The 19,389-nt window shown below is 57.6% G+C and carries 35 protein-coding genes; 4 read left to right on the top strand and 31 right to left on the bottom strand.

All coding sequences use genetic code 11. From position 1 onward, the window contains the following. Positions 1-3: 3 nt before the first annotated feature. On the bottom strand, positions 4-480 hold the full coding sequence (rplO, locus tag NH195_RS11665) for a 50S ribosomal protein L15 (RefSeq protein WP_066707101.1): 477 nt from the start codon (positions 478-480) through the stop codon (positions 4-6). A gap of 207 nt (positions 481-687) precedes the next feature. Here rplO and NH195_RS21220 point away from each other — a divergent pair, with 207 nt between their 5' ends. Continuing rightward, entirely contained in the window at positions 688-1,155 is a 468-nt protein-coding gene (locus NH195_RS21220; RefSeq protein WP_155846164.1) for a hypothetical protein, read from the top strand. Positions 1,156-1,372: 217 nt separating this feature from the next. On the opposite strand, the gene NH195_RS11660 is transcribed toward NH195_RS21220, so the two are convergent. The 17 genes from NH195_RS11660 to NH195_RS21210 form a co-directional block, all read right to left on the bottom strand. Beyond that, positions 1,373-1,585 carry a DUF1127 domain-containing protein gene (locus NH195_RS11660; RefSeq protein ID WP_066707096.1) on the bottom strand — a complete coding sequence of 71 codons (213 nt, stop codon included), beginning with the start codon at positions 1,583-1,585 and terminating at the stop codon, positions 1,373-1,375. 188 nt (positions 1,586-1,773) lie between these two features. After that, positions 1,774-1,911 carry a hypothetical protein gene (locus NH195_RS21215; protein WP_155846163.1) on the bottom strand — a complete coding sequence of 46 codons (138 nt, stop codon included), beginning with the start codon at positions 1,909-1,911 and terminating at the stop codon, positions 1,774-1,776. A 153-nt stretch (positions 1,912-2,064) separates the two neighbouring features. Then, a complete protein-coding gene (locus NH195_RS11655; protein WP_066707093.1) occupies positions 2,065-2,805 on the bottom strand; it encodes an anti-sigma factor family protein in 741 nt (246 codons plus the stop codon). Further along, a complete protein-coding gene (locus NH195_RS11650; RefSeq protein WP_066707090.1) occupies positions 2,802-3,311 on the bottom strand; it encodes an RNA polymerase sigma factor in 510 nt (169 codons plus the stop codon). Before NH195_RS11650 ends, NH195_RS11655 begins: the two co-directional genes overlap by 4 nt. Before the next feature lie 58 nt (positions 3,312-3,369). Continuing rightward, the gene (locus NH195_RS11645) at positions 3,370-3,750 is read right to left on the bottom strand and encodes a COG4315 family predicted lipoprotein (protein WP_066707087.1); all 381 of its coding nucleotides are present in this window, start codon (positions 3,748-3,750) and stop codon (positions 3,370-3,372) included. 164 nt (positions 3,751-3,914) lie between these two features. After that, positions 3,915-4,103 carry a 50S ribosomal protein L30 gene (rpmD, locus tag NH195_RS11640; RefSeq protein WP_066707085.1) on the bottom strand — a complete coding sequence of 63 codons (189 nt, stop codon included), beginning with the start codon at positions 4,101-4,103 and terminating at the stop codon, positions 3,915-3,917. 12 nt (positions 4,104-4,115) lie between these two features. After that, positions 4,116-4,676, bottom strand: coding sequence for a 30S ribosomal protein S5 (gene rpsE, locus NH195_RS11635; protein ID WP_066707083.1), 561 nt, complete (start codon positions 4,674-4,676; stop codon positions 4,116-4,118). A gap of 125 nt (positions 4,677-4,801) precedes the next feature. Beyond that, a complete protein-coding gene (rplR, locus tag NH195_RS11630; protein ID WP_066707081.1) occupies positions 4,802-5,161 on the bottom strand; it encodes a 50S ribosomal protein L18 in 360 nt (119 codons plus the stop codon). Between the two features lie 11 nt (positions 5,162-5,172). Further along, a complete protein-coding gene (gene rplF / locus NH195_RS11625; protein WP_066707074.1) occupies positions 5,173-5,706 on the bottom strand; it encodes a 50S ribosomal protein L6 in 534 nt (177 codons plus the stop codon). 12 nt (positions 5,707-5,718) lie between these two features. After that, entirely contained in the window at positions 5,719-6,111 is a 393-nt protein-coding gene (gene rpsH, locus NH195_RS11620; RefSeq protein ID WP_066707071.1) for a 30S ribosomal protein S8, read from the bottom strand. Positions 6,112-6,123: 12 nt separating this feature from the next. Continuing rightward, on the bottom strand, positions 6,124-6,429 hold the full coding sequence (gene rpsN / locus NH195_RS11615) for a 30S ribosomal protein S14 (protein WP_066707068.1): 306 nt from the start codon (positions 6,427-6,429) through the stop codon (positions 6,124-6,126). Positions 6,430-6,450: 21 nt separating this feature from the next. Continuing rightward, positions 6,451-7,014 (bottom strand): 50S ribosomal protein L5, encoded by a 564-nt coding sequence (rplE, locus tag NH195_RS11610; RefSeq protein WP_066707066.1) that lies wholly within the window; start codon positions 7,012-7,014, stop codon positions 6,451-6,453. Continuing rightward, the gene (gene rplX / locus NH195_RS11605; RefSeq protein ID WP_066707063.1) at positions 7,014-7,319 is read right to left on the bottom strand and encodes a 50S ribosomal protein L24; all 306 of its coding nucleotides are present in this window, start codon (positions 7,317-7,319) and stop codon (positions 7,014-7,016) included. The genes rplE and rplX overlap by 1 nt, the downstream gene beginning before the upstream one ends. Next, positions 7,319-7,687, bottom strand: a complete 369-nt coding sequence (rplN, locus tag NH195_RS11600; RefSeq protein ID WP_009574016.1) for a 50S ribosomal protein L14 — start codon at positions 7,685-7,687, stop codon at positions 7,319-7,321. The genes rplX and rplN overlap by 1 nt, the downstream gene beginning before the upstream one ends. Before the next feature lie 88 nt (positions 7,688-7,775). After that, a complete protein-coding gene (gene rpsQ / locus NH195_RS11595; protein ID WP_066707060.1) occupies positions 7,776-8,003 on the bottom strand; it encodes a 30S ribosomal protein S17 in 228 nt (75 codons plus the stop codon). Positions 8,004-8,015: 12 nt separating this feature from the next. Beyond that, a complete protein-coding gene (gene rpmC / locus NH195_RS11590; protein WP_066707057.1) occupies positions 8,016-8,213 on the bottom strand; it encodes a 50S ribosomal protein L29 in 198 nt (65 codons plus the stop codon). Between the two features lie 159 nt (positions 8,214-8,372). Then, positions 8,373-8,540, bottom strand: a complete 168-nt coding sequence (locus NH195_RS21210; RefSeq protein WP_155846162.1) for a hypothetical protein — start codon at positions 8,538-8,540, stop codon at positions 8,373-8,375. A 417-nt stretch (positions 8,541-8,957) separates the two neighbouring features. Here NH195_RS21210 and NH195_RS11585 point away from each other — a divergent pair, with 417 nt between their 5' ends. After that, on the top strand, positions 8,958-9,584 hold the full coding sequence (locus NH195_RS11585; protein WP_066707054.1) for a TIGR02466 family protein: 627 nt from the start codon (positions 8,958-8,960) through the stop codon (positions 9,582-9,584). A 1-nt stretch (position 9,585) separates the two neighbouring features. Here NH195_RS11585 and NH195_RS11580 read toward each other — a convergent pair whose 3' ends face one another. Then, positions 9,586-10,350 (bottom strand): ion transporter, encoded by a 765-nt coding sequence (locus NH195_RS11580; protein WP_066707051.1) that lies wholly within the window; start codon positions 10,348-10,350, stop codon positions 9,586-9,588. A 126-nt stretch (positions 10,351-10,476) separates the two neighbouring features. Between NH195_RS11580 and NH195_RS11575 the strand changes: the two genes are divergently transcribed. Then, complete coding sequence (locus NH195_RS11575; RefSeq protein ID WP_066707203.1) at positions 10,477-11,256, top strand: transglutaminase family protein; 780 nt, start codon at positions 10,477-10,479, stop codon at positions 11,254-11,256. Positions 11,257-11,280: 24 nt separating this feature from the next. Here NH195_RS11575 and NH195_RS21205 read toward each other — a convergent pair whose 3' ends face one another. The 11 genes from NH195_RS21205 to rpsJ all read right to left on the bottom strand — a co-directional run bounded on the left by NH195_RS21205 (position 11,281) and on the right by rpsJ (position 17,411). Continuing rightward, positions 11,281-11,607, bottom strand: a complete 327-nt coding sequence (locus tag NH195_RS21205; RefSeq protein ID WP_155846161.1) for a hypothetical protein — start codon at positions 11,605-11,607, stop codon at positions 11,281-11,283. Positions 11,608-11,777: 170 nt separating this feature from the next. After that, positions 11,778-12,191 (bottom strand): 50S ribosomal protein L16, encoded by a 414-nt coding sequence (rplP, locus tag NH195_RS11570; RefSeq protein WP_066707048.1) that lies wholly within the window; start codon positions 12,189-12,191, stop codon positions 11,778-11,780. Positions 12,192-12,204: 13 nt separating this feature from the next. After that, entirely contained in the window at positions 12,205-12,915 is a 711-nt protein-coding gene (rpsC, locus tag NH195_RS11565; RefSeq protein ID WP_066707046.1) for a 30S ribosomal protein S3, read from the bottom strand. Beyond that, positions 12,915-13,295, bottom strand: coding sequence for a 50S ribosomal protein L22 (gene rplV, locus NH195_RS11560; RefSeq protein WP_066707044.1), 381 nt, complete (start codon positions 13,293-13,295; stop codon positions 12,915-12,917). Before rplV ends, rpsC begins: the two co-directional genes overlap by 1 nt. A 3-nt stretch (positions 13,296-13,298) precedes the next feature. Beyond that, positions 13,299-13,577 (bottom strand): 30S ribosomal protein S19, encoded by a 279-nt coding sequence (rpsS, locus tag NH195_RS11555; protein WP_066707042.1) that lies wholly within the window; start codon positions 13,575-13,577, stop codon positions 13,299-13,301. A 3-nt stretch (positions 13,578-13,580) separates the two neighbouring features. Continuing rightward, a complete protein-coding gene (rplB, locus tag NH195_RS11550; protein WP_066707040.1) occupies positions 13,581-14,420 on the bottom strand; it encodes a 50S ribosomal protein L2 in 840 nt (279 codons plus the stop codon). A 388-nt stretch (positions 14,421-14,808) separates the two neighbouring features. Beyond that, positions 14,809-15,420 carry a hypothetical protein gene (locus NH195_RS11545; RefSeq protein WP_155846160.1) on the bottom strand — a complete coding sequence of 204 codons (612 nt, stop codon included), beginning with the start codon at positions 15,418-15,420 and terminating at the stop codon, positions 14,809-14,811. 20 nt (positions 15,421-15,440) lie between these two features. Next, positions 15,441-15,737 (bottom strand): 50S ribosomal protein L23, encoded by a 297-nt coding sequence (locus NH195_RS11540; RefSeq protein WP_066707028.1) that lies wholly within the window; start codon positions 15,735-15,737, stop codon positions 15,441-15,443. Continuing rightward, positions 15,734-16,354, bottom strand: coding sequence for a 50S ribosomal protein L4 (rplD, locus tag NH195_RS11535; protein WP_066707025.1), 621 nt, complete (start codon positions 16,352-16,354; stop codon positions 15,734-15,736). The genes NH195_RS11540 and rplD overlap by 4 nt, the downstream gene beginning before the upstream one ends. After that, positions 16,351-17,085: a 50S ribosomal protein L3 gene (gene rplC, locus NH195_RS11530; RefSeq protein ID WP_198403562.1), complete on the bottom strand. Its 735-nt coding sequence runs from the start codon at positions 17,083-17,085 to the stop codon at positions 16,351-16,353. Before rplC ends, rplD begins: the two co-directional genes overlap by 4 nt. Positions 17,086-17,102: 17 nt before the next feature. Beyond that, the gene (gene rpsJ / locus NH195_RS11525) at positions 17,103-17,411 is read right to left on the bottom strand and encodes a 30S ribosomal protein S10 (RefSeq protein ID WP_066707020.1); all 309 of its coding nucleotides are present in this window, start codon (positions 17,409-17,411) and stop codon (positions 17,103-17,105) included. A 296-nt stretch (positions 17,412-17,707) separates the two neighbouring features. Between rpsJ and NH195_RS20850 the strand changes: the two genes are divergently transcribed. Continuing rightward, positions 17,708-18,049, top strand: coding sequence for a DUF4236 domain-containing protein (locus NH195_RS20850; protein WP_338012194.1), 342 nt, complete (start codon positions 17,708-17,710; stop codon positions 18,047-18,049). Positions 18,050-18,212: 163 nt separating this feature from the next. Here NH195_RS20850 and tuf read toward each other — a convergent pair whose 3' ends face one another. After that, complete coding sequence (gene tuf, locus NH195_RS11520) at positions 18,213-19,388, bottom strand: elongation factor Tu (RefSeq protein WP_066707018.1); 1,176 nt, start codon at positions 19,386-19,388, stop codon at positions 18,213-18,215. Position 19,389: the final 1 nt, after the last annotated feature.

Raw genomic sequence — 19,389 nt, 5'->3', positions numbered from 1 at the left:
GCCTTATTCGGCTGCCGCGTCGGCCTTCACGGCAACGGTCAGCGAACCGCCGGCTTTTTCAACAGCCTCGACAGCGGATTTCGACGCGCCGGTCACGGTGATGGTGAGTTTGGATTTCACATCGCCTTTGGCCAGAACGCGGATGCCGTCGAGTTTGCGGCGCACCAGACCGGAGGTCACGAGGGTCTCTTCGGTCACGTTGGCGGCGTCGAGCTTGCCGGCTTCGATGAATTTCTCGATCAGGCCGAGGTTCACGACAGCGTATTTCTTCGCGTTCGGCTTGGTGAAGCCGCGTTTCGGAAGACGCTGGTAGAGCGGCATCTGGCCGCCTTCGTAGCCGTTGATGGCCACGCCGGAACGGGATTTCTGACCTTTGATACCACGGCCACCCATTTTACCTTTGCCGGAGCCGGGGCCACGGCCAACGCGGGTGCGGGCTTTGGTTGCGCCGGAATTGTCGCGCAGTTCGTGCAGTTTCATGTCGCTTCTCCTTGCCGGATGTGCCCTCCAGCGACGGAGTGGGCAAACACGGCTTACATGTGTTGATTCTGATGGACAGGGCTGTCCACCGGGGGCGTATAGACGTTTGGTGCGAGTGGATCAAGCTTCACAGCACTCCGCTTCTCCGATAAAATTTATCAAAAGACAAAGACATTCATTTTTCACTAGCTTTAGGATCTCGCCCGTATGACAAAAACTACAGAGTTTGCGCTTTCAGAATGGAAACAAACCCGAGAGCAGATACATCTTCTACTGAACACTATTTGGAGATTTGAGGGCTTAACTATTGCTGGGTATGCGGCCTTTTATGCATGGTTATTTAGCGAATATTATCAGAATCACAGCTACTCTGTTTTCATCGCTCTTATTATTGCCTGCACTGTAACTCTACTCGTCAAAACACGGCTCAATATTGAATATGCAATACTCATGGTTTTGGCCGATTATTCCAAAGTAATTGAACATCACATTTATCAAAACGGCCCGGCACCGATTGGATGGGAACACTTTTTAACGGAGAACCCGCCAGACAATATTCCTACAAAAGAGATCGAACAAAAGTATTCAAATACTGCTAGCTTTCTGAAAGCATTACTTTTTCTCAATTTCGCAGCACCATTAGTGTACTTAATTATGATAATATCAAAGTCATAGACCAAAACACCCCACAGTCTCCTGCGGGGTGTCTGTTTTGTCCAGCGATGTCTCGACAGCGGCCTGCCCGGTGCCTCACTCGGCGGTGGCGCGCAGGTAGTCTTTCCAGCACGGGATCGGACCGGCATGCCAGCGGTCGCGCAGGGCGGCCATCAGGCGGTTCGGTTTCAGGAAGGAGGCGGCGCGTTGCATGTCGGGTCCTCTCGGATAAAGCGTGTCAGATACGCGCGGCGGTTTGCCGAGCGATGTCCATGATGTCGGAGCGCCCCAGACCGATGTCGTGCAGTTCATGGTCGGAGAGTGCGTTGAGCTGGTTGTAGGTGTCGGCATAGGCGCGCTGGCGGGCGTGGGCCTCGCGCAGGCGGGCAACCATGTTGCGCAGAGAGAAGCCGAAACCCGAAGTGCGGGTGGTGTCGGTGAAGTGAGCCATTGTTCTTGTCCTTTATTGAACGGGGCCGGAATGCCCCGGAAATGGGGTCTCTTTCGATGTGCCGCCGATGTAGGGGGAGTCCGGACGAATGACATCCCCCAGTTTTCGAGAGGCCGCTATGCACATAATGCAAGCAGTTTTAAAACTGGTTAAATTTCGTTCATATAAGCCCAAAAATTATTCATCGGTCAGCCGTGTCGCCCGTAATGCGACTTGACCCAGCGCTCGCCCGGTTCCGACATGTCGAACACGGAGAGGTCAAAAGCCGGGATGCTGGTTATGAAATTGGCCATCCAGTCTTGCAGGGCTTTGGTAAATGCGGTCATCGGTCTGTTCCTTTCACTGTCACGAGATCGCCTGCCCCTGTGGGCGTGGCGGGTTGGTACAGGAAAAGTGTCGCGCGTAAGTGTTAACGCCCGCCGAAAGCAATGCGGCGGGAACGCGACTTTTCTCTCAACTTGTTTCTGAAATGTTGAGGATCAGAACAGCGCGCCTTGCACCGACTGGGCAATTCTGGCGAGACCGTCGCGCCCCATCGGACCGACGAGGGCATAATGCCAGAGACCGTCCTGCCAATAGGCGGCGGAAAGTGTATCTTTCTGGCCGTAACGCAGCGCCGAGGTGCCACGGGTCTGCGCAGGCGTCAGGTAAAGGGTCACGCGGGCGCCCTCCGCATCCTCATACATGAACTGCGCGGCGGCCCCCTGTTCGAAGGGCAGAAGCCGCCCGCCGACCAGCGATAGCCCCGCGCCGCTCAGATCGGGGATACGCACCTCGGCACCCAGACGATTGCTGAGCCAGCCCTTGAGTTGATCGCGCTCGGAGGCGGGCACCTCGACCGGATGCACCACCTCGACGGAATAAAGCGCGTGGGCGGCGGAAGCCTGGGCGAGCACATCGCCGGCCATATCCGGCGCAGCTCCCGGCCCGCGCATCATCACCCCGCCACCGAAGCCCACGGCCAAAAGCACGACCGCCGCGGCCAGTTGCCCCCAGATCGGCCGGACGACGGGTTCGGCGCGGGACAGGAGGTTGTCCAGATGCGCCTCGGACGGGGTCGGAACGGCGGCGCGCAACCTGTCCATATCTTGCATCATCTCCGCAACCTCTGTGGCGAGCGCCTCGTCATGCTCCATCCGGCGCTCGAACGCGAGGGATTCGTCACGGGTCATTTCCCCGTCGAGATAGCGATGAATGTCGAAATCCTGCGCATCCGTCATGTCACACTCCTCAGCCGCACGGGCGGTCCCGGTGTCGGCTCCTGTTTCAAACTCGCACGAGCGCGCGAGATCCGCGACATCACCGTACCGATCGGGATGTCGAGAACGCCCGCCGCCTCTGCATAGCTCAAGCCGTCGATGACCACGAGCAAAAGCACTTCGCGCTGTTCCGGCGGCAAAGCGTCAACCCGACGCAGCATCTCCATCGCCTCAAGCCCCTGCTCCGCCGAGGGCAAAGCGTGAGGCGAGAGATCGGCCTCGTCATAGGCAACATGGATGTGGCGCGCGGCAGACGTCCGCAACCCGTTGCGGTGAATGTTCAGCGCCATTTTCGCGAGCCAGGGCCGGATCGGACGATCCGCCTGCCAGAGATGCCGCTTGCGCAGGGCGCGCTCGGCACAGTCCTGAACGAGATCGTCGGCCCGGCTGCGATCTCGCGTCAAGACATAGGCGTAACGCCAGAGCGACGGCAGGGCCTCTTTCAATTCCTGTCTGAACCGCGGCATGACGCCTCCCGGAAGGATCAATGGGGAGGGTCGCCCCTCCCCGGCCTGATATGCGCTGTTACGGGCGGGCGACGTGCCAGACGCCGTTCACGCCCTCCCCGGTCATGTCGCCGGGTTTTTCGTCCTTGACCCAACCATAGAGCGGCATGCCCTTGTAGGCCACCTGCTCATAACCTTCCTTGCGGGTGATCAGGGAATAGCCGGAGGGCAGCTCCATGTCGGCATCGCCCACGACCGGCGGCCAATTGGCGGCGCACATGTCATAGCAGTTCGACACGCCCTTTTCGTCCTTGTCGAAGGTGTAGAGCGTCATGTGGGTGCTGGCATCCATCAGATAGGTGGCCTCGCCCAGCTTGCCGGTCACGACGGGGGCGTCGGCGGCGAAGGCGGTGGTGGCGAAAGCGGCGAGGGCCGCCGCAAGGGGAAGGGTCTTGAGCATGTCTGATCTCCAAAAAACATCGTCTGCTCGGGTGCAGACATGAGAGATACAGCGCGCAAGGCGGGTTTATTCCCGACCGATATGAATTTTTAAAAGAAAAACGCCCCACCGAGAAGGCAGGGCGTTTGAAATCTTGCGGTCGGGGCTTGCGCCCCGATCAGCGCTTACCCACGCTCTTCGACGATCTCGACGAGGTGCGGGATGGATGCGACCATGCCACGGATGGAGGGGGTGTCCTCCAGCTCGCGGGTTTTGTGCATCTTGTTCAGGCCGAGACCGACGAGGGTCTGACGCTGTTTCGCGGGGCGACGGATCGGGGAGCCGATCTGTTTCACAACGATGGTTTTAGCCATGAGTCAGTCTCCTTACGCTTCAGCAGCTTCAGCAGCCGGTTCATCCTTTTTCAGGATGTCGGCGACTTTCTTGCCGCGACGCTGAGCCACGGAGCGCGGGGAGGCTTCGAGTTTGAGGCCGTCCAGCGTGGCGCGGATCATGTTGTACGGGTTCTGGGAGCCGATGGATTTGGCAACCACGTCCTGAATGCCGAGCATTTCGAACACGGCGCGCATCGGACCACCGGCGATGATCCCGGTACCTTGCGGGGCAGTGCGCATCACGACGCGACCGGCACCGTGACGACCTTCGATGTCGTGGTGCAGGGTGCGGCCTTCTTTGAGCGGCACGCGGATCATTTGGCGCTTGGCTTGCTCGGTGGCTTTGCGGATGGCCTCGGGGACCTCTTTCGCTTTGCCTTTGCCGAAGCCAACGCGGCCTTTCTGGTCGCCTACAACCACGAGAGCGGCGAAGCCGAAGCGCTTACCACCTTTGACGGTTTTGGACACACGGTTGATCGCGACAAGACGATCTGCGAATTCCGGGGCTTCCTCGCGCTCGCGACGGTCCCGGCGGTTTTCACGTTCTGCCATAGAACTTTCCTTTTGGAGGTGGCGCTTCGAAAAACGCCGTTGAACTCGATCCTTAGTGAAGGGCGCCCGAAAGGCGCCCGACCCGGATCATCGGGAAGGGGAGCATTGCCCCCCTCCCTCAAGTCTTAGAACTTCAGACCACCTTCACGGGCAGCGTCGGCGAGAGCCTTCACCTTGCCGTGGAAGAGGAAGCCACCACGGTCGAAGTAGCACTCTTCGACGCCGGCTTTCTTCGCGCGCTCTGCAATCGCCGCGCCAACTTTGGCGGCGGCTTCGACGTTGTTCTTGCCAACCACGCCGAGATCTTTCTCGAGCGAGGAAGCGGCCGCCAGGGTTGTGCCCTGCACGTCGTCGATCAGCTGAGCGCTGATGTTCTTGTTCGAACGATGGATCGACAGGCGAAGCTTGCCGACATTGTTCTTGCGAAGTTTGTTCCGAACGCGCAGGCGGCGTTTCAGAAACAGGGTCCGTTTGCTGTTTGCCATGATGAGCGTCCTTACTTCTTCTTCCCTTCCTTACGGAAGATGAACTCGCCTTTGTACTTGATACCTTTGCCTTTGTAGGGCTCGGGCTTACGCCATTCGCGGATGTTGGCCGCGACCTGGCCGACGAGTTGCGGGTCGGAACCTTCCACAGTGATCTCGGTCGGTTTCGCAGCCGTCACGGTGACGCCGGCGGGGACCTCGAAGTTCACTTCGTGGGAGTAACCCAGGTTGAGTTTGAGCACGTTGCCCTGCATCGCAGCACGATAACCAACACCGTTGATTTCGAGCTCTTTCTTGAAGCCGTCGGTCACACCGGTCACCATATTGGCGACCATGGTGCGGGACATGCCCCACTGCTGGCGAGCGCGCTTCGATTTACCACGGGGGGTGACGGTGACGGTGTTGTCTTCGACAGCGAGGGTCACATCGTCCGTGGCGGTGAAGGAGTGAGTGCCTTTCGGGCCTTTCACTTCGATGGTCTGGCCGGACACAGAGGCGGAAACGCCGCTGGGCAGCTCGACCGGTTTCTTACCAATACGAGACATCGAGAGACCTCCTTAGAAGACGGTGCAAAGCACTTCGCCACCAACATTGTTGGCACGAGCGTTTGCGTCCGACATCACACCCTTCGGGGTGGAGACAATCGACACACCAAGGCCCTGACGGACCGACGGGATGTCCTTGACACCGAGGTACACGCGACGACCGGGTTTGGAGACCCGTTTCAGTTCGCGGATAACCGGGGTGCCTTCGAAGTATTTCAGGCTGATTTCAAGGGTCGGGTGACCGTTGACGTCGGTGCCTTTCTCATAGCCGCGGATGTAACCCTCGTCCAGCAGCACATCCAGGACCCAGCCGCGCAGCTTGGAAGCCGGGGTGGAGACGGTGGATTTGCCACGCATTTGAGCGTTACGGATACGGGTGAGCATATCGCCGATAGGATCGTTCATATTCTCTCTCCCTTACCAGCTCGATTTCACCAGACCGGGGATCTGGCCGAAGGAGCCGAGTTCCCGCAGCATGATCCGGGACACCTTCAGCTTACGGTAGTAAGCGTGGGGACGGCCGGTCAGCTGACAACGGTTGTGCAGACGGGTAGCCGAGCTGTTGCGCGGCAGTTCAGCAAGCTTCAGGGACGCGCGGAAACGCTCTTCCATCGGCTTGTCCTGGTCGTAGACGACCTCTTTGAGAGCAGCGCGCTTGGCGGCGTATTTCGCCACCAGCTTCTCGCGCTTGCGCTCGCGTGCGATCATGGATTTCTTTGCCATGTTCTCAAACTCCTCGCGCGATTAGCTGTTGAAGGGCATGTTGAAAGCTTTCAACAGGCTCTTGGCTTCTGCGTCCGTCTTCGCGGTGGTCGCGATGACGATGTCCATCCCCCAGACTTCGTCCACCTGGTCGAAGTTGATCTCGGGGAACACGATGTGCTCTTTCAGGCCCATGGCGTAGTTGCCACGGCCGTCGAAGGAGGTGCCGGACACGCCGCGGAAGTCGCGGATGCGGGGCATTGCAATCGTGATCAGACGATCGAGGAATTCATACATGCGGTCGCCGCGCAGGGTGACTTTCGCACCGAGCGGCATGTCTTCACGAACGCGGAAACCAGCGATGGATTTCTTGGCTTTCGTGATGAGCGCTTTCTGACCGGCGATCGCGGAAAGATCTTCCTGAGCGGATTTCGCTTTTTTGGAGTCTTTCACAGCTTCCGCACCGCAGCCGATGTTCAGGACGATTTTGTCCAGACGCGGGATCTGCATGTCGTTCTTGTAGCCGAACTCTTCTTTCAGAGCAGCACGGATGCTGTCTTTGTAAGCGGCTTTAAGACGCGGGGTGTAATCGGTGGTGTCGAGCATCAGATCACGTCTCCCGTGGTTTTGGCGAAGCGCACTTTCTGATCGCCTTCCATGCGGAAACCGACGCGGGTGGCTTTGCCGTTGGCATCGAGCAGCGCGAGGTTCGACAGGTCGATCGGCATGGCGATCGGCTTGCGGCCGCCTTGCTCGCCCTGCGTGGCGCGTGCGTGACGGATGGCAATGTTGATGCCTTCCACGATGGCCTTGCCTTTGGACGGCATCACAGAGGTGATTTCACCCTGTTTGCCTTTGTCCTTGCCGGCGAGGACGACGACCTTGTCGCCTTTTTTCAGCTTAGCAGCCATTAGAGCACCTCCGGAGCGAGCGAGATGATCTTCATGAAGTTTTTCGCACGAAGTTCGCGAACAACCGGGCCGAAGATACGGGTACCAACGGGCTCGTTGTTGTTGTTGAGGATGACGGCGGCGTTGCGATCGAAACGGATCGCGGTGCCGTCTTCACGACGGACTTCTTTAGCGGTGCGCACGACGACGGCCTTACGGACGTCCCCTTTTTTCACACGGCCACGCGGAATCGCTTCCTTGACCGACACCACGATGATGTCGCCCACGGAGGCGTAACGACGGTGGGAACCGCCGAGGACCTTGATGCACTGAACTCGGCGAGCGCCGGAGTTATCAGCGACATCCAGATTGGTCTGCATCTGGATCATTTGGTTTCTCCCGACCTTTGGGGCGATCTGCAGTGATCGGTGCCCCCAGGGTTTCGATTAAGCTGGGAGGAGGCTTGTCTGATCGAGATCAGGCGAGCACTTCCCAACGCTTGGTTTTCGACTTCGGTGCACATTCCTGGATACGGACGGTGTCGCCGACGTTGAATTGGTTGTTCTCATCGTGAGCCCGGTATTTTTTGGACTTACGGATGGTCTTTTTCAGAACCGGGTGTTTGAAACGGCGCTCGACGAGCACGGTCACGGTCTGTTCGTTCTGGTTCGAGGTCACGACCCCGGAAAGAATACGCTTGGGCATAGGTCGCTCTCCTTACTCAGCCGACTTGGCTTTTTCGTTCAGAATGGTTTTCACAAGAGCGGCCGTGCGGCGCGCTTTGCGGATCTGAGCGGTGTTTTCGAGCTGACCCGTGGCCTGCTGGAAACGCAGGTTGAAGGATTCTTTTTTCAGATTGGCAAGCTCGGTCTTGAGCTCGTCCGGCGTTTTCGCACGCAATTCCTGGGCGTTCATTTGGCGCCTCTCCTTGGTTCCTGGTAGCACCGGAATGCGCCCTTATTCGGGGTGACATTCGGTCCGGTGGGTTATGTCAATACACACGACTCCCCTGAAGGGAATCTGTGAGATGCCGCTCTATAAGGGGTTGGGGGTGTGGTGGCAAGGGAAAGTTAGTCACTTCTGACCTTTTCGAACCGCCCCGATCACTCTCACCAACATCCCCCTTGGAACGCGCCACGCAATGGCAATAAGAACAAGAGCCAGTAGCACAGCCCCAAGCCCTGAGCCATTTGCAAAACCAAAGCTCAACTTTGCTTCTGAAATAAGTTCGATAATCTGCATCGAAACTTCCCCACAATTGATATGGGTCGCTCAATGTCACGAGAACATAAGGAACGACCCCGACTACAGTCGGTTACGATCCTCAGTTCTCTTTTCCTGCATGGGCGCGCTTCCTTGCGCTTCAACCATTTCCTATGGCTTCCCAAAAGAAAGCTGGGATATCTCAGCATCTCCCCAATGTTCGGCGCATCACTACGAAGCGCCGCCCACGGAATTCATGCAGGAAAAACTCCGCAGGCTAATGATGGAACATATCGTAAACGCAACGCCCCCACGGCGTCAACGTGGTTAATAACAAATGAACCTTAAGAAAGGTTAAATCTGGAGAGCAATCGCGCAACGCTCGAAACGTCACTAAGCCTCGCCAAGCCCTCCACCGCGCGCTATGACAGGCCAAACCTGTCTAAGGAGGCTCCCATGGCCGACATCGAATCCCTTTTCGTCACCCGTCTCTACAAAGCCAAACTGAACGAGTTCTCCCCCGAGGTCGATCAGGACGAACTCTTTGATAGTTGCTATGCCATCGCCGAAGATGACGAAGCCGGGCAGCAATGGTGCGATGACAAGGGCTATCCCGGCTACACCTCTTACGCCTCCCTCACCGACCTGCCCTGGCGCTTCCCGATCTTCAAGGACATCGTCAAAAGCCTTGATCAACACGTCGCGAAATTTGCCGAAGACCTCGAATTCGATCTGGGCGAGCGCAAACTTGTGCTCGAAGACCTCTGGATCAACATCCTGCCGGAGGGCGGCTATCATTCCGCCCATATCCACCCGCATTCGGTGATCTCCGGCACGACCTATGTCGCCATGCCGGAAGGCGCCTCATCGCTGCGGCTCGAAGATCCGCGCCATGTCATGATGATGGGCGCCCCCGCCCGCAAGAAAGGCGCGCGCCGGGAGATGCAGAATTTCATCTACCTCTCGCCAGAAGCGGGCGACATCATGCTCTGGGAAAGCTGGCTGCGCCATGAGGTGATGATGAACCAGTCGGAATTCGACCGCGTTTCGGTGAGCTTTAACTATAAATGGTCGGACGAGTAACTCAGCGCCGCTCCAGAGCCCTCTCGATCCGTTCCAAACGCTTGACCACGTCGTCCCGGTAACTGTCCGTGGCGGCGTGTTCTTCTTCGACATGGGCGTCCTGCATCGTCGACACGATCAGACCGACGACGAGATTCATCACCGCGAAAGCCGTGATCAGGATGAAGGGCACAAAGAACAGCCAGCTTTCCGGATGCACCTCCATCACCGGGCGGACGATGCCCATCGACCAGCTTTCCAGCGTCATCACCTGAAACAGGGTGTAGAGCGAAGCGCCCAGCGTGCCGAACCATTCGGGGAATGTTGGCCCGTAGAGCTTGGTCGCAATCACCGAGCCGATGTAGAAGATGATGCCCGTCAGCAGGAACACAGAAGCCATCCCCGGCAGCGCGAGGATAAAGGCCTCGACCACCCGGCGCAGGCTTGGCACGACAGAGACGACGCGCAAAAGTCGCAGGATGCGCAGAGCCCGGAGCACCGAAAGCCCCTCCCCCACCGGCGAGAGCGAGATGCCGACAATCACAAAGTCGAAGAGGTTCCAGCCATCGCGAAAGAACCGCAGCCCCTGCGCATAGATTTTCGCCAAGAGTTCGACCACGAAGATGCTCAGACAGATCATGTCGAGCGCGACGATCAGCCCGCCCATCCGCGCCATGACTGCGCCCGAGGTCTCAAGCCCCAGGATCACGGCGTTGAACAGGATTACCCCCATGATGAAATGGCGGGTGACGGGGCGGTCGAGGAGGAGGGAAATCTGGGTGCGCATGGGGTCTCGTGCAGAGAAGCATTCGGGGTTTTGGCCTTCTGATATGGAGACCTCGATCGGCGAGACAAGAGGCTTGGCCCTTGATTTCGCAGCCGCAGCATGGCCTTCTTTCACAAGGAGGCCACCATGCGCTTCACCGTCCGACACGAAACGCTCTACCGCTATTCCGCGCCCGTGCGTTTGGGCGACCAGATTTTGCGCCTCAAACCCTATGGCGTGACCGCCCTCAATCATCGCTATGACATTACACCCACGCCCTCTTGGCGAGAGGATCGCCTGTCGCCTTTCGGCACGCCGGAGACACGCGTGGGCTTTGCCGCAGAGACCGATGTGTTGCGCATTGTCAGTCAGTTCACTTGCGAAACAGGTGTGCAGCCCTCTGCGTCAGAGCTGCCAAACCCGCCTCCCTATCTGAACGGTAACATCGACGAGACCGTCGCGCAGTTTGCCCGCGATCTGCGAGCAGAGGCGGGAACTGTGCCGGAGTTTCTCCTGAGCCTGACCGAGACCCTCTACCACCGCACGCATCGGCACATCCGCCCGACGGGCTATGCCCAGACCGCGGAAGAGACGCTTCGCACAGGTGCGGGGGCTTGTCGTGATCTCGCCGTGCTGTTCATCGCCACCTGCCGCAGCCTTGGCATCCCCGCGCGCTTCGTGTCGGGCTATCAGGCCAAGGCAGAAACGCCGGACGGCAAGCGCCACCTGCATGCCTGGCCCGAAGTCTGGCTGTCGGGAGTGGGCTGGCAGGGGTATGATCCGACCCACGGGGTGGTAGTCACGGACGGCCACGTCGCCCTCTCAGCCGCCCCGGATCAGATGGGGACGATGCCAATCGAAGGCGGATTCTGGGGCGATGGGGTGTCGTCGGAGTTGAGCTTTGGGTTGGAGATTGAGGTGGGATAGGAAAATAGCTCTCTAGATAAAGCATCAACTTTCGGAGATTTTCCTATTAGCAAAATGCTTTTCATTTCTCTCAGTCGGCGCCTGAAAAAACACCGGCACTTCAAAGCTGATCCGATTAACCTGCTCTGAACTCACGGCACCTTTCGCTTCTCCAAAAGAAAAAACTTGAATACCCGCACCTGCATCTTTCGACACGGTCACCGCCACATCAAATTGCACGAATTGAGGTGCTGTAACTTTTTCGTTCTCCACGAAGCCCGGAGCAATATATAGCAATGTCTCTTTTTGAGCCTCTGCAACTCCGTTCGTAATATCTAAAAGCGTACGCTTTACATACTCGTCTAATTTCAAAGCATCTCTCCAACGGTGACATACTAAACTGTAGCACTGCTCCAATATGCAACAAACCCCCGCCGATTTCTCAGCGGGGGTTTCTTAATTTTCAACCGGGCATGTTCTCATCGTTTCTTTGAAACGACTGCCACATGCGCGTGACACTCCGCTGACGCGGAGCGCACGTCTTACCAGTCTTCTTTCACGACCGTGCGGGTTTTGATCGGGAGTTTCATCGCAGCGAGGCGCAGAGCCTCACGAGCGACGTCTTCCGACACGCCGTCCAGTTCGAACATCACGCGGCCCGGTTTGACTTTGCAGACCCAACGGTCAACGGAGCCTTTACCTTTACCCATACGAACTTCGACGGGCTTTGCGGTCACCGGGGTGTCCGGGAAGATGCGGATCCAAACACGACCCTGACGCTTCATGTGACGCGTCATGGCACGACGAGCTGCTTCGATCTGACGCGCAGTGATACGCTCGGGCTCAACGGCTTTGAGGCCGAAGGTGCCGAAGGTCAGATCCGAACCGCCTTTTGCTTCGCCGTGGATACGGCCTTTGTGCATTTTGCGGAATTTTGTACGCTTTGGCTGAAGCATGTCTCAGACCTCCTTAGCGACGGCCGCCGCGGTCACCGCGAGGTGCCGGACCGGCTTGGGCTTCTTCGGCGCGACGGTCACGAGCCTGCGGGTCGTGTTCCATGATCTCGCCTTTGAAGATCCAGGTTTTGATGCCGATGATGCCATAGGCAGTCGACGCTTCGGCGTGGGCGTAGTCGATGTCCGCACGCAGGGTGTGAAGCGGCACGCGGCCTTCGCGGTACCATTCGGTACGTGCGATTTCAGCACCACCGAGACGACCGGCGACGTTCACGCGGATGCCGAGAGCACCCATGCGCATGGCGTTCTGCACGGCACGTTTCATGGCACGGCGGAAGGACACACGACGCTCGAGCTGCTGGGCGATGGACTCGGCTACCAGAGCAGCGTCGAGTTCCGGCTTGCGCACTTCAACGATGTTGAGGTGCAGCTCGGAGTCGGTCATCGCGGCGACTTTCTTGCGCAGACCTTCGATGTCCGCACCTTTCTTGCCGATGATGACGCCCGGACGGGCGGTGTGAATGGTCACGCGGCATTTTTTGTGCGGGCGCTCGATGATGACGCGCGACACACCGGCCTGCTTGCATTCTTCCTTGATGAAATCACGGATTTTCAGGTCTTCGAGAAGAAGATCGCCGTAATCTTTCGTGTCAGCGTACCAGCGGCTGTCCCAGGTGCGGTTGACCTGGAGACGCATGCCAATCGGGTTAACCTTATGACCCATTAGTTTTGCTCCTCAACTTGACGCACCTTGATGGTGATTTCCGCGAACGGCTTCATGATCTTGCCAAAACGACCACGGGCACGCGGGCGACCGCGTTTCATGGTGAGGTTTTTGCCAACCCATGCTTCGGCGACGATGAGCTCATCGACGTCGAGGTTGTGGTTGTTCTCGGCGTTTGCGATCGCGGACTGAAGACATTTCTTCACGTCCTGAGCGATACGCTTGTTGGAGAAAGTCAGGTCCGTGAGGGCCTTGTCGACTTTCTTGCCGCGGATCATCTGAGCCACGAGGTTCAGTTTTTGCGGGGAAACGCGAAGCATACGGGTTTTCGCCATTGCTTCGTTGTCAGCCACGCGACGGGGATTTGCAACCTTACCCATGACTTATTTCCGTTTCGCTTTTTTGTCGGCGGCGTGACCGTAATAGGTGCGGGTCGGCGCGTATTCACCGAACTTCTGACCGATCATGTCTTCCGTGACGTTGACGGGGATGTGCTTCTGACCGTTGTACACACCAAAGGTGAGACCAACGAACTGAGGCAGGATGGTGGAACGACGCGACCAGATCTTGATGACCTCGTTGCGGCCGCTCTCGCGGGTTTTTTCGGCTTTCTTGAGGACGTAAGCGTCCACAAACGGGCCTTTCCAGACAGAACGTGCCATATCTTAGCGACCCTTCTTCCGAGCGTGACGCGAGCGAACGATGAATTTGTCCGTCGCTTTGTTCTTGCGCGTTTTCGCGCCTTTCGTCGGCTTGCCCCACGGAGTCACCGGGTGACGGCCACCAGAGGTGCGGCCTTCACCACCGCCGTGCGGGTGGTCGATCGGGTTCATGACAACACCGCGGACGGACGGACGAATGCCTTTGTGGCGGTTACGACCGGCTTTACCGATGTTCTGGTTGGAGTTGTCGGGGTTGGACACGGCGCCGACCGTTGCCATGCATTCCTGACGCACGAGACGCAGCTCGCCGGAGGAAAGACGAATCTGGGCGTAACCACCGTCACGACCAACGAACTGAGCGTAGGTGCCGGCAGCACGGGCGATCTGGCCGCCTTTGCCCGGTTTCATCTCGACGTTGTGGACGATCGTACCGATCGGCAGACCGGAGAACGGCATGGCGTTGCCGGGCTTCACGTCAGCTTTGGCGGAGGCGATGACTTTGTCGCCGACGGCCAGACGCTGCGGAGCCAGGATGTAAGCCTGTTCGCCGTCTTCGTATTTGATGAGCGCGATGAACGCGGTGCGGTTCGGGTCGTATTCGATCCGTTCCACGGTTGCAGCGACGTCAAACTTGGTGCGTTTGAAGTCGACGATGCGATAGAGACGCTTTGCCCCGCCGCCTTTGCGGCGCATCGTGATCCGTCCGGTGTTGTTCCGGCCGCCGTTCTTGGTCAAACCCTCGGTGAGAGATTTGACCGGACGCCCTTTCCAAAGCTCCGAACGGTCGATCAGAACCAACCCACGTTGGCCAGGCGTCGTCGGTTTATACGACTTGAGTGCCATAGTTTCTGTCTTCCGTTTGCTTTGGGTCATGTATTGTAGCTCGTTTGCTACGACCCGTTTTCGTCTAAGGCCGGGGGCTCTGTGACTGTCGTCTGGCCCTCGTCCCACACAAATCACGGGCCCCAAGAACGAATCCGGGGCCGTGAGATGGGCGGGGTATAGTGGGTGTTGGAGGGGGAGTCTATAGATTAGTGGAAATAATCCACGATGCATGGGATTTGAGCGCGAGCGCCTGCCCGTGGGATGGCGCATCCCCCCCGCCTGAACGGCACACTTCATCCCAGCCAAGTTACTCCATGATCTAAGCATTGCACGAAGATGGCCAAAGCGCCAGCCCGCCCGAACGGGCAGGCGCTCGCGCGGCGGCTACGCCTTGATCCCGCGCGGACTAATCTGTCTGCACAACCCACTCCTCTTTATCCGCATCATAACTCATGCGCATAGAACTGGGATAATCGAGAACAGCCAACTCCAAAACCTTAATAATTTCAGTGATTGGCACCCAATAAACCCATCTTTTCTTTTCAAAATCTGAACTTGTATAAAGGCCCTCCCAATTTCGGTCGCCTCCCCTATGCGCATACGTAAAATCTGCATGTATGAATTGATTGCATAGAAAGCCGACATCTTTGACGACAGCCTCCTCTGTAGAAAGGTCATACAGCTCACAGATATCTTTATAGATTAATCGGTGCGGCCTGCCATTAAACCTAAATCTAGAAAGGTTCACACGGTGATCACGCATTTTCGAAGAGAACCTTCCCGCCTCAGCTAAGCGGCGCACCATAAACAATGCGATAGTGACGTCCTTTTCAAAATTGACCACTAATCGTTCAGACCATCGAGGCGGCCTCTTTTTAGGAGCAAATGATTTGGCATAGCGCTTTAGATCTTCTCGCCAATAGTGAGATTCAATAACCATAAGGATGAAGCACCAGTCTGACAGTGTATAAGTCAAACAATAGAAAAAGCCCCCCGCTTCTGCGAGGGGCTTCTTCATGTCTACCTAATCTCTAAAAATCAGAGACCGGTGGTCACGTCGATGGCGTTGCCGTCTTCGAGGGTGACATAGGCTTTTTTCACGTCCTTACGCTTGCCCGGCATGCCGCGGAAGCGTTTGGTTTTGCCTTTGGTGACAACGGTGTTCACCGCTTTCACCTTCACACCGAAGAGCGTTTCCACAGCTTCTTTGATCTGCGGTTTGTTGGAGTCGATGGCGACTTCAAAAACCACGGCACCGTTTTCAGAAGCCATGGTGGCTTTCTCGGTGATGATCGGCTTGCGGATCACGTCGTAGAGTTCAGCTTTGTTGGTCATTTCAGGCGAGCCTCCAGAGCTTCGACACCTGCTTTGGTGATCACGAGCGTGTCACGTTTCAGGATGTCGTAGACGTTGGCGCCAATGGTCGGCAGCACGTCCACACCGGCGATGTTCGCAGCCGCAGCTTTGAAGTTCGCGTCGATGTCGGCGCCGTCGATGATCAGCACGCGTTTCCAGCCCTGTTCCTTGACAGCTTTGGCCAGCAGAGCGGTTTTGGCTTCGGCGAGTTTCGCTTCGTCCAGAACCACGAGATTGCCGGTTGCGGCTTTCGCGGAGAGCGCGTGTTTCAGGCCGAGCTTACGGAATTTCTTCGTAAGATCGTGGCCGTGAGACCGCGGGGTCGGGCCTTTGTAGATACCACCTTTGCGGAAGATCGGGGCCTTGCGGGAGCCGTGGCGAGCGCCACCGGTGCCTTTTTGGCGGTAGATCTTCTTGGTGGAGTAGGACACTTCAGACTTCGTCTTCACCTTGTGGGTGCCCTGCTGCGCGTTGTTACGCTGCCAGCGGACCACACGGTGCAGAATGTCAGCGCGCGGTTCGAGGCCGAAGAGAGCTTCGTCCAGATCCAGCGTGCCAGCCTTGGCGCCGTCGAGTTTGATCACGTCAAGTTTCATGCTTCACCCCCTTCTGCCGGAGCTTCGACAGCCGGAGCGGCGGTCGCTTCAGAGGCAGCGGATTTCAGAGCAGCCGGAAGCGGAAGATCAGCCGGAGCTGCTTTCTTCACGGCGTCTTTGATGGTGACCCAGCCGCCTTTGGAGCCCGGAACAGCGCCTTTGACCATGATCAGGCCACGGTCGGCGTCGGTGCGGACAACTTGGAGGTTTTGGGTGGTGACACGGGCAGCACCCATGTGACCGGCCATCTTTTTCCCTTTGAACACACGGCCCGGTTCTTGACACTGACCGGTGGAACCGTGGGAACGGTGGGAGATGGACACACCGTGGGAGGCGCGCAGACCGCCGAAGTTGTGGCGTTTCATGGCACCGGCAAAACCTTTACCGATGGACGTGCCGGAAACGTCAACGAACTGACCTTCGAGGTAGTGGTCGGCGGAGATTTCCGCGCCCACTTCGATCAGCTTGTCTTCGTCCACGCGGAACTCAGCCACTTTGCGCTTCGGAGCCACGTTCGCCGCAGCGAAGTGACCACGCATGGCTTGGGAGGTCCGTTTTGCTTTTGCGGAGCCAGCGCCGAGCTGAACGGCGGTGTAGCCGTCTTTCTCGGTGGTGCGCTGAGCAACCACTTGCAGATTGTCGAGCAGAAGAACGGTCACAGGGATCTGTTTGCCGTCTTCCATGAAAAGGCGGGTCATGCCGACCTTTTTCGCGATAACACCAGAGCGCAACATCTCTATTGCCCTCCTTAAACTTTGATCTCGACGTCCACGCCAGCGGCGAGGTCGAGCTTCATCAGCGCGTCCACGGTCTGGGGGGTCGGATCAACGATGTCGAGAAGACGCTTGTGCGTGCGGATCTCGAACTGGTCGCGGGATTTCTTGTCGATGTGAGGACCACGGAGAACCGTGAACTTCTCAATCTTGTTCGGCAGAGGGATCGGGCCACGGACCTGAGCGCCGGTGCGCTTCGCCGTGTTGACGATTTCCTGGGTCGACGCGTCGAGCACGCGGAAATCAAATGCCTTCAGCCGAATACGGATGTTCTGGCCTTGCATAGCATTGCCTTTCGTAGGCTTATTGAGGTTGAGAGGAAGATGCCCGCTCATCGGACACCCTCGTCGAACCTTATGAAGCGAGTGCTCAGAGTGTGAGCGAATCCCTCTTCATGCGTTCTCCCGTGAGAGAACTCGCGCGATATAGAGGGGTATGGGCTTTGTGGCAAGGGGTTTGTCCCTTTTCACGAAGACTTTGGGCCAAATAGCTTTCAAGCTCAGTTCTTCATCTATCTACAAGACGTCGAACAAGAAAACTCTTGTCTAGCAATCATCGCGGTCTCATTTTGCATGTAATTATGGAAAAGGAATTTCTAATGGGCTTTCGAGTCAAAAAATCGTTCAAAATAGCTCCCGGCGTTAGGCTTAATGTTGGAAAGACCCGTTCCTCACTAAGTATCGGCGGGAAGGGTTTAACAACGAATATCAGCAAACGTGGAGTGAAAACGACCGCCAGCATACCCGGTACAGGCTTGAGTTATTCCACAAACCCGAGTGGGGGCAAACGAGCCTCTGCGAAAAAGAACGCTCCGAAAGCGGCTCTGGCACCAGCCGCAAAAGAGAGTCCTATTTGGCGCGGCATCGTTGGTTTTGCTGTCATAGGCATCGTTGGATACGCGATACTCAAATTAATATTTTAATTGGCCCACCGGCCTTGGGTTCTCATTGCCTTTGCCTTGCAAAGCCAACTGCCACCCGACGCTTGCACTGTCGCTCTGCGGGTAACACCGTCGCTGTCATCGCCCCGAAACAAAAAGGGCCTCCCGATGGAGGCCCTTTCTATTTCTTAATCAGCAAAGCTGATCAGGCGATGATTTTGGACACCACGCCCGAACCCACGGTGCGGCCGCCTTCGCGGATGGCGAAGCGAAGACCTTCTTCCATCGCGATCGGGGCGATCAGCTCAACCGTGAATTTCAGGTTGTCGCCCGGCATCACCATCTCCGTGCCTTCCGGCAGAACAACGGTCCCGGTCACGTCCGTCGTACGGAAGTAGAACTGCGGACGGTAGTTCGCGAAGAACGGGGTGTGACGGCCACCTTCTTCCTTGGTCAGAATGTAGACCTCGGATTCGAATTTGGTGTGCGGGTTCACGGAGCCCGGTTTACACAGAACCTGACCACGCTCGACGCCTTCACGGTCCACACCGCGCAGCAGCGCGCCGATGTTGTCGCCGGCTTCACCGCGGTCGAGCAGTTTGCGGAACATTTCAACACCGGTACAGGTGGTTTTCTTGGTGTCGCGGATGCCGACGATTTCGATCTCGTCGCCCACGTTGATCACACCGCGTTCCACACGGCCGGTCACAACAGTCCCACGACCGGAGATCGAGAACACGTCTTCGATCGGCATCAGGAACGGCTGGTCGATCGCACGCTCGGGTTCCGGGATATAGGCGTCGACGGCTTCCATCAGTTCGCGGATCTTGTTCTCGCCGATTTCCGGGTCACGACCTTCGAGAGCGGCCAGAGCGGAGCCCGCGATGATCGGAATATCGTCGCCCGGGAAGTCGTATTCGGACAGAAGTTCGCGAACTTCCATTTCGACCAGCTCCAGGAGTTCTTCGTCGTCGACCTGGTCCACTTTGTTCAGGAACACCACCAGAGCCGGCACGCCGACCTGACGGGCCAGCAGGATGTGCTCACGGGTCTGCGGCATCGGACCGTCAGCCGCGTTCACAACCAGGATACCGCCGTCCATCTGGGCCGCACCGGTGATCATGTTCTTCACGTAGTCGGCGTGGCCGGGGCAGTCGACGTGCGCGTAGTGGCGGTTCGGGGTCTCGTATTCCACGTGGGCCGTGGAGATCGTGATCCCGCGGGCTTTCTCTTCCGGCGCACCGTCGATTTCGTCATAGGCTTTGAAGTCACCGAAGTACTTGGTGATCGCTGCCGTCAGAGTGGTCTTGCCGTGGTCAACGTGGCCGATCGTGCCGATGTTGACGTGCGGTTTGTTACGCTCAAACTTACCTTTAGCCATA

The sequence above is a fragment of the Celeribacter ethanolicus genome (assembly GCF_001550095.1).
In the GTDB taxonomy this organism is placed as follows: Bacteria; Pseudomonadota; Alphaproteobacteria; order Rhodobacterales; family Rhodobacteraceae; genus Celeribacter; species Celeribacter ethanolicus.
Note: the sequence above shows the minus strand (reverse complement) of the source record. Positions and strands in the feature narration are given on the sequence as shown.

Bases quoted from the DNA above. Each gene is read 5' to 3' on its own strand.
- rplO (WP_066707101.1), bottom strand. From the start codon at position 480: ATGAAACTGCACGAACTGCGCGACAATTCCGGCGCAACCAAAGCCCGC.
- NH195_RS21220 (WP_155846164.1), top strand. From the start codon at position 688: ATGACAAAAACTACAGAGTTTGCGCTTTCAGAATGGAAACAAACCCGA.
- NH195_RS11660 (WP_066707096.1), bottom strand. From the start codon at position 1,585: ATGGCTCACTTCACCGACACCACCCGCACTTCGGGTTTCGGCTTCTCT.
- NH195_RS21215 (WP_155846163.1), bottom strand. From the start codon at position 1,911: ATGACCGCATTTACCAAAGCCCTGCAAGACTGGATGGCCAATTTCATA.
- NH195_RS11655 (WP_066707093.1), bottom strand. From the start codon at position 2,805: ATGACGGATGCGCAGGATTTCGACATTCATCGCTATCTCGACGGGGAA.
- NH195_RS11650 (WP_066707090.1), bottom strand. From the start codon at position 3,311: ATGCCGCGGTTCAGACAGGAATTGAAAGAGGCCCTGCCGTCGCTCTGG.
- NH195_RS11645 (WP_066707087.1), bottom strand. From the start codon at position 3,750: ATGCTCAAGACCCTTCCCCTTGCGGCGGCCCTCGCCGCTTTCGCCACC.
- rpmD (WP_066707085.1), bottom strand. From the start codon at position 4,103: ATGGCTAAAACCATCGTTGTGAAACAGATCGGCTCCCCGATCCGTCGC.
- rpsE (WP_066707083.1), bottom strand. From the start codon at position 4,676: ATGGCAGAACGTGAAAACCGCCGGGACCGTCGCGAGCGCGAGGAAGCC.
- rplR (WP_066707081.1), bottom strand. From the start codon at position 5,161: ATGGCAAACAGCAAACGGACCCTGTTTCTGAAACGCCGCCTGCGCGTT.
- rplF (WP_066707074.1), bottom strand. From the start codon at position 5,706: ATGTCTCGTATTGGTAAGAAACCGGTCGAGCTGCCCAGCGGCGTTTCC.
- rpsH (WP_066707071.1), bottom strand. From the start codon at position 6,111: ATGAACGATCCTATCGGCGATATGCTCACCCGTATCCGTAACGCTCAA.
- rpsN (WP_066707068.1), bottom strand. From the start codon at position 6,429: ATGGCAAAGAAATCCATGATCGCACGCGAGCGCAAGCGCGAGAAGCTG.
- rplE (WP_066707066.1), bottom strand. From the start codon at position 7,014: ATGCTCGACACCACCGATTACACCCCGCGTCTTAAAGCCGCTTACAAA.
- rplX (WP_066707063.1), bottom strand. From the start codon at position 7,319: ATGGCTGCTAAGCTGAAAAAAGGCGACAAGGTCGTCGTCCTCGCCGGC.
- rplN (WP_009574016.1), bottom strand. From the start codon at position 7,687: ATGATCCAGATGCAGACCAATCTGGATGTCGCTGATAACTCCGGCGCT.
- rpsQ (WP_066707060.1), bottom strand. From the start codon at position 8,003: ATGCCCAAGCGTATTCTTTCCGGGGTCGTGACCTCGAACCAGAACGAA.
- rpmC (WP_066707057.1), bottom strand. From the start codon at position 8,213: ATGAACGCCCAGGAATTGCGTGCGAAAACGCCGGACGAGCTCAAGACC.
- NH195_RS21210 (WP_155846162.1), bottom strand. From the start codon at position 8,540: ATGCAGATTATCGAACTTATTTCAGAAGCAAAGTTGAGCTTTGGTTTT.
- NH195_RS11585 (WP_066707054.1), top strand. From the start codon at position 8,958: ATGGCCGACATCGAATCCCTTTTCGTCACCCGTCTCTACAAAGCCAAA.
- NH195_RS11580 (WP_066707051.1), bottom strand. From the start codon at position 10,350: ATGCGCACCCAGATTTCCCTCCTCCTCGACCGCCCCGTCACCCGCCAT.
- NH195_RS11575 (WP_066707203.1), top strand. From the start codon at position 10,477: ATGCGCTTCACCGTCCGACACGAAACGCTCTACCGCTATTCCGCGCCC.
- rplP (WP_066707048.1), bottom strand. From the start codon at position 12,191: ATGCTTCAGCCAAAGCGTACAAAATTCCGCAAAATGCACAAAGGCCGT.
- rpsC (WP_066707046.1), bottom strand. From the start codon at position 12,915: ATGGGTCATAAGGTTAACCCGATTGGCATGCGTCTCCAGGTCAACCGC.
- rplV (WP_066707044.1), bottom strand. From the start codon at position 13,295: ATGGGTAAGGTTGCAAATCCCCGTCGCGTGGCTGACAACGAAGCAATG.
- rpsS (WP_066707042.1), bottom strand. From the start codon at position 13,577: ATGGCACGTTCTGTCTGGAAAGGCCCGTTTGTGGACGCTTACGTCCTC.
- rplB (WP_066707040.1), bottom strand. From the start codon at position 14,420: ATGGCACTCAAGTCGTATAAACCGACGACGCCTGGCCAACGTGGGTTG.
- NH195_RS11545 (WP_155846160.1), bottom strand. From the start codon at position 15,420: ATGAAGAAGCCCCTCGCAGAAGCGGGGGGCTTTTTCTATTGTTTGACT.
- NH195_RS11540 (WP_066707028.1), bottom strand. From the start codon at position 15,737: ATGACCAACAAAGCTGAACTCTACGACGTGATCCGCAAGCCGATCATC.
- rplD (WP_066707025.1), bottom strand. From the start codon at position 16,354: ATGAAACTTGACGTGATCAAACTCGACGGCGCCAAGGCTGGCACGCTG.
- rpsJ (WP_066707020.1), bottom strand. From the start codon at position 17,411: ATGCAAGGCCAGAACATCCGTATTCGGCTGAAGGCATTTGATTTCCGC.
- NH195_RS20850 (WP_338012194.1), top strand. From the start codon at position 17,708: ATGGAAAAGGAATTTCTAATGGGCTTTCGAGTCAAAAAATCGTTCAAA.
- tuf (WP_066707018.1), bottom strand. From the start codon at position 19,388: ATGGCTAAAGGTAAGTTTGAGCGTAACAAACCGCACGTCAACATCGGC.